This window comes from Frankia sp. CoWAU3 (genome assembly GCF_977971855.1).
Genome location: NZ_CDWWXB010000021.1, coordinates 12,480 through 18,816 on the forward strand (window position 1 = coordinate 12,480; position 6,337 = coordinate 18,816).

2 protein-coding genes are annotated in these 6,337 nt (G+C 74.7%); both read left to right on the forward strand.

Going from position 1 to position 6,337, the window contains the following annotated elements:
• A partial coding sequence (locus tag AC08ON_RS04020) for an SDR family NAD(P)-dependent oxidoreductase (RefSeq protein WP_476616480.1) occupies positions 1-4,654 on the forward strand: 4,654 nt, incomplete at its 5' end.
• An 80-nt stretch (positions 4,655-4,734) separates the two neighbouring features.
• Positions 4,735-6,195: an acyl-CoA synthetase gene (locus AC08ON_RS04025; RefSeq protein WP_476607707.1), complete on the forward strand. Its 1,461-nt coding sequence runs from the start codon at positions 4,735-4,737 to the stop codon at positions 6,193-6,195.
• Positions 6,196-6,337 lie beyond the last annotated feature (142 nt).

Here is a 6,337-nt window from a genome sequence, read left to right on the forward strand (position 1 = left end):
GGCCGCCGCCGGCGTCGCCGGGATCATCAAGATGGTGCAGGCGATGCGGCACGGCGTCCTGCCGCGGACCCTGCACGTGCGCGAGGCGTCCCCGCACGTGGACTGGTCGGCGGGCGACGTCGCCCTGCTCACTGGAAACGTCCCCTGGCAGCGCCGGGACGGCCGGCCGCGACGGGCGGCGGTGTCGGCGTTCGGGGTAAGCGGCACCAACGCTCACGCCGTGATCGAGGAAGCACCACCCGGGCCGGGAACGGACGCCATGGGTGCGGACCGCGCCGGGGAGAACCCGGCGAGCGCCCCGGTGCCTGTCGTCCTGTCCGGCCGCGGCGACGCGGCGCTACGTTCGGCGGCCGCCCGGCTCGGCGCGCACCTGGAGCGCCATCCCGAGATCTCTCCCCTGGACGCGGGATACACCCTGGCGGGTCGCACCCACTTCGAGCACCGCGCCGTCGCCGTCGTCCGCGGATCGGCGGCGTGCGGCAGCGGCACGCACCTGGCCGGGACCGGGGCCGGGACCGGGACCCTGGCTGCTCTGGCCGAGGCCCGTCCCACCGCCGGGCTGGTCCTGGGCACGGTCCGACCAGCGCTCCGCCGAAGCGGAACCGCCCGGGGGGCAACCGCCTTCCTGTTCACCGGCCAGGGCAGCCAACGCCCCGGGATGGGCCGCGAACTCCATGCGACCTACCCGGTCTTCGCCGACGCCCTCGACGACGTCTGTGCCCACTTTGCGCCGCATCTCGAACACCCACTGCGCGACGTCATGTTCGCCCCCGCCGGTTCCCCGGGCGCGGCGGCGCTCGACCGCACCGAGTACACCCAGCCCGCGCTGTTCGCCTTCGAGACCGCGCTGTTCCGGCTCCTCGAATCCTGGGGTCTCGCCCCGGGGATCCTCGCCGGGCACTCCATCGGCGAGCTCACCGCCGCCCACGTCGCCGGAGTGTGGACCCTCGACGACTCCTGCGCTCTCGTCGCGGCCCGCGGCCGGCTCATGCAGGCCTGCCGCGCCGGCGGAGCCATGACCGCCATCCGCGCCGGCGAGGAGGAGGTCGCCGAGTCCCTCGCCGGACTCGCCGGGCGGGTCGAGATCGCCACCGTCAACGGCCCGAGCGCCACCGTCATCGCCGGCGACGCCGACCTCGTCGAACGCGTCGCCGTCGGCTGGGCCGAGCGCGGCCGCGCCATCAGGCGGCTGACGGTCAGCCACGCCTTTCACTCCCCGCACATGGACGACATGCTCGACCGGTTCCGAGCCGTCGCCGAGAAGATCACCTACTCCCCGCCGGCCATCCCCGTCGTCCCCACCCGGACCGGCGACCTCGACCTCCAGACCGGGCTCACCACCCCCGACCACTGGGTACGCCACGTCCGCGAACCCGTCCGCTTCCTCGACGCCGCCCGTCGCCTGCACCGCGAAGGCGCCGTCGCCTACCTCGAACTCGGCCCCGACGCCGTCCTGACCGCGCTCCTGCCGGCCTGCCTAGCCGCCGACGCCCAGCGCCCCGAGAAGACCCAGCGCCCCCAAAGCACCCAAAGCACCCGCGACGCCCGGGACACGGTGGCCGCGGCGGCGTCCCGCGCCGGCCGCCCCGAACCCGACACCCTCCTCACCGCCCTGGCTGAGCTGCACGTCCACGGCGTCGACGTCGACTGGCGCGCCCTGTACCGGGGACGCGGCGCCCGGCACCGGGAGCTGCCCACCTACCCGTTCCAGCGCAGGCGCTACTGGCTCGACGGGGCCACCGCTGTCCCCGCGCCCCGTAGCCCGACCGTCGGGACGGCCCGCGCGGCGGACCCGGACGGCTGGTCTTACCGCACCGAGTGGCGGCCCCTGGACTCCGAGGACGTCACCACCGCCGTGACGGCCCAGGCCACCGCGACGCCACCGCTGTCCGGCGTGTGGCCGGTGCTGACCCCGGCCGCCGGCGTCGACGAGGACATGCTCTCCCGCATCTGTTGGATCATCGAACACCTCGGCGGCACGGCCGTCACCCTCACCCTCACCGGCGACGACGCCGACCGCGCCCGGGTCGCGGCGCTGCTGTCGAACGCCATGGCGCCGCCCGGCGCCATGCCGCTGTCGGGCGCCATGCCGCTGTCGGGCGGCGGCCCCGCCGGGAAGAAGACGGTGCAGGCGGTACGCGGCGTCCTGTCCCTGCTCGCCCTCGACGACACTCCGCACCACATCCATCCGGCGCTGACCACCGGGCTCGCCCTCACCGTCCCGCTCGTCCAGGCGCTACACGACCTCGACGTGTCCGCACCGCTGTGGTGCGTCACCCGCGGCGCGGTCACCACCGGTCCCGACGACCCCGTCACCACCCCGGACCAGGCCATGATGTGGGGACTCGGCCGCGCCCTCGCCCTGGAGGACCCCGACGCCTGGGGCGGTCTGATCGACATCCCGACCAACCTCGACGATCAGACGCTGGCGTGGTTCGGCTCCGCCCTCACCGCCCCCGGTAGCGAGGACCAGCTCGCCGCCCGTACCACCGGGCTGTTGGTACCCCGCCTCGTCAGGGCAGACACCGTCGATGCACAAGCCAACACCGTCGGTGCACAGATCGACACCGTCCCGCCAGCGTGGCGGCCTCACGGCACGGTCCTGATCACCGGTGGCACCGGCGCCCTCGGCGCGCATGCCGCCCGCCGGCTCGCCCGCGACGGTGCGCGCCGGATCGTCCTCGTCAGCCGCCGTGGCCCCGCGGCTCCGGGGGCGGAGAACCTACGCGCCGAACTCGCCGCCCTCGGCGCCGAGGCGACCATCGAGGCCTGCGACGTGGGAGAGCACGAACAGCTCGCCGCCCTGCTGCGGAGACTGGCCAAGGCGGGCCGGCCGGTGTCCGCCGTCGTGCACGCGGCCGGTGTCATGGGGCAGGTGACCGCCCTACACAAACTCGATCTCGGGGAGTTCGCGGAGGTCGTGGCCGGGAAGGTCGCCGGCGCCGCCGGCCTCGACCGGCTACTCGACGGCACCGGCGGGATCACCGGCACCGGCGACACCGGCGACACCAGGCTGGAGGCCTTCGTCCTGTTCTCGTCGGTGTCGGCGACCTGGGGCAGTGGCGGCCAGGCCGCCTACAGCGCGGGCAACGCCTACCTCGACGCCCTCGCCGCGCGGCGGCACGCGCTCGGTCTCGCCGCCACCTCTGTCGCGTTCGGCCCGTGGGCCGACGCCGGAATGGGCGCCGAGGCCACGTTCCGTGACTACCTGGGCCGCCGTGGCCTGACCCCGCTGCCCCCCGACGCTGCGGTCACCGCGCTCACCCGGGCGGTCGCGGGCAGGCAGGCCGCGCTCACCGTCGCCGACGTCGACTGGGAGCGTTTCCTCCCACCCTTCACCGCCGCCCGCCCCGGGCGTTTCTTCGACGATCTATGGAGCCGGTCCACGACGGCCGGACCCGAGGGGGACGCCCACCCGACCGGCACCGACGCGCCCCCCACCCGGGTGGACTACGGGACGCTGCCCGGGTCTGCCCGCGCCCGCGCGCTGTTCGACCTCGTGCGGGCGGAGGCCGCAGCTCTCCTCGGGTACCCGTCGCCCGACGACGTGGACCCGCAGCGCCGCTTCCTCGAACTCGGCTTCGACTCACTGGCCTCGGTGCAGCTCAGCCGCCGACTGGCCGCCGCCACCGGCCTCACCCTGGCCACACCCGTCGTCTTCGAGCATCCGACGGTCTGCGAGCTCACCCGCCATCTCGATACCCTCGCCACCCTTGCCACCCTCGCCACCCAGCGGCACCCGGACATCGTGCCCGGCGGACCCCCCGCGCGGGCCGGGACGCAGGTCGCGCCGATCGGCGTGCGCGAGCTGTACCGGCAGGCGTGCACGGACGGCAAGTTCGCCGAGGGCGTCGGTGTCCTGCGGGCCGCCGCCCGGCTCAGGCCCGTCTTCCGCACCGTCGAGGCCTTCGGCGCGCCCGCCGCGCCGGTGAGACTTGCCTCGGGTCCGGCCAAGCCCACCATCGTCTGCCTGCCCTCGATGGTCGCCCCGTCGGGACCGCACAACTTCGCCCGCCTCGCCCTGCACCTGCATGGCCGGCGGGACGTGTACGCGCTGCCGCATCCCGGATTCGGCGACGGGGAGCTGCTTCCGGCCACCGCGGATCTCGTCGTCGACCTGCATGCCGAGACCATCGCCCGGGCGTTCGACGAGATCCCCCTCGTGCTAGCGGGTTACTCCTCGGGTGGCTGGCTGGCACATGCGATCGCGGCCCGGCTGGAGACCCGCGGGATCCACCCCAGGGCGGTGGTGCTGCTCGACACGTGGCTGCCCGGGGACCGCATCCCCGAGGGTGACATCCAGGAGGAGCTTCGCGGCGTCGCCCTCAACGACCAGGCCTTCGCGCTGATGACGGAGGCACAGGTCACCGCGCAGGGCGCCTACCTGGACCTGTTCGAGGGCTGGCGGCCGACCGCCGTCAACGCGCCGGTCGTCCTCGTCCGGGCGATGGAGCGCATGCCCCAGCAGGCGGTCGCCGAGAACCCCGACGGGGAGGGCCAGGCCTGGGTGACCGACTGGGTGATGGAGCACGAAAGGCTCGACGCCGCCGGCAATCACCAGACGATGATGAACGAACACGCCGCCTCCACCGCCGCGGTCCTCCACCAGTGGCTCACGGAACTGGAGCGGCCCACGGAACTGGAACGGCGCTGATGCATCGACGCGCACCGCACCTCGGCGGCGGTCTGGGCGGAGCTGAGCGTTGACGGGTTCGGCCATGGGAGCATGACGGAGTGACCCTGCTCCCACTGCCTGCCGGCGAGCACGACGGCCCCGCCGTCCGGGTCGGGGAGGTCGAGTTCACCCGCGCAGAGCTCTTCGCGGCCGCGTCCGTCGTCGCCGGTCGGGTGGCCGGCGCGCCGGCGGTGGCCGTGCACGCCGAGGCGACGATGGCCACCGTCGTCTCGGTCGTCGGCTGCCTGCTCGCCGGGGTGCCGGCGGTACCCGTGCCGCCTGATTCCGGGCCGCGGGAACGCGGTCACATCCTGCGCGACTCGGGCGCCGCCCTGCTGCTCGGCAGCCCTGCCTGGGACAACCTCGCGATCCCCACCGTGCCGGTCGATCTCACCGCACGGTCGGGGTCTGCCGGCTCCGGGTCCGAGTCCGGCTCCGGGTCCGGGTCCGGGGAAACCGGACCGGCGCTCATCCTCTACACCTCCGGGACGACCGGAGCCCCCAAGGGCGTGGTGCTGTCCGCCCCGGCCATCGCCGCCGATCTGGACGCCCTCGCCGACGCCTGGGCCTGGACGCCCGAGGACACGCTCGTGCACGGGCTGCCGCTGTTCCACGTCCACGGCCTGGTTCTGGGTGTGCTCGGGGCGCTGCGGGTCGGCAGCCGGTTGATCCACACCGTCCGCCCGACCCCGACGGCGTACGCGGCGGCCGGGGGGACCCTGTACTTCGGCGTGCCGACCGTGTGGTCCCGGGTCTGCGACGATCCGACCACCGCCCGCGCCCTGGTCTCGGCCCGGCTGCTCGTCTCGGGCAGTGCCCCCCTGCCGAGGCCGGTGATCGACCGGCTCGCCGGGCTCACCGGCCTCGCCCCGATCGAACGGTACGGGATGACCGAGACGTTGATCACCATCAGCGCCCGGGCGGACGGGGAGCGCCGGGCGGGCTGGGTCGGCACCACCCTGCCGGGGGTGCTGGCCCGGCTCGTGGACGACGAGACGGGGACCGAGCTGCCCGCGGACGGGGAGAGCATCGGCGAGTTGCAGGTCCGCGGTGCCACCCTGTTCGACGGGTACCTGGGGCGCCCGGAGGTCACCGCCGCGTCGTTCACCGCGGACGGCTGGTTCCGCACCGGTGACGCCGCGGTCGTCGCCCCGGACGGCCACCACCGAATCGTCGGGCGCCGATCCACCGACCTCATCAAGAGCGGCGGTTACCGGGTAGGCGCGGGCGAGGTCGAGGCCGTACTGCTGGCCCACCCGGCCGTGCGCGAGGCCGCCGTCGTCGGGCTGCCGGACGACGACCTCGGGCAGCGCATCGCCGCCTTCGTCGTCGCCCCCGACCTGGCCGGTGCGGCGGGCGGGACACCGAGCGAGACGGCGAGCGAGGCGCTCATCGACTTCGTGGCACGGGAGCTGTCCATCCACAAGCGGCCCCGGGAGATCCACCTGGTGGCCGAGCTCCCCCGCAACTCGATGGGCAAGATCCGCAAGTCCGCCCTGGCTCCCCCGGAAACGCCCTGAGGGCAGGTCACGGCGTCGAGGAGAGCGGGTTCGAAGCGCTCACCTCACCGGGGCGGGAGGCCCTGCGGTCCCTGCTCGCCCGCGCTCTGGCGGGCTGACCGGCCCGGCGGGACCGGCCGGCAGGCCCGTGGCGAGGCCGCGG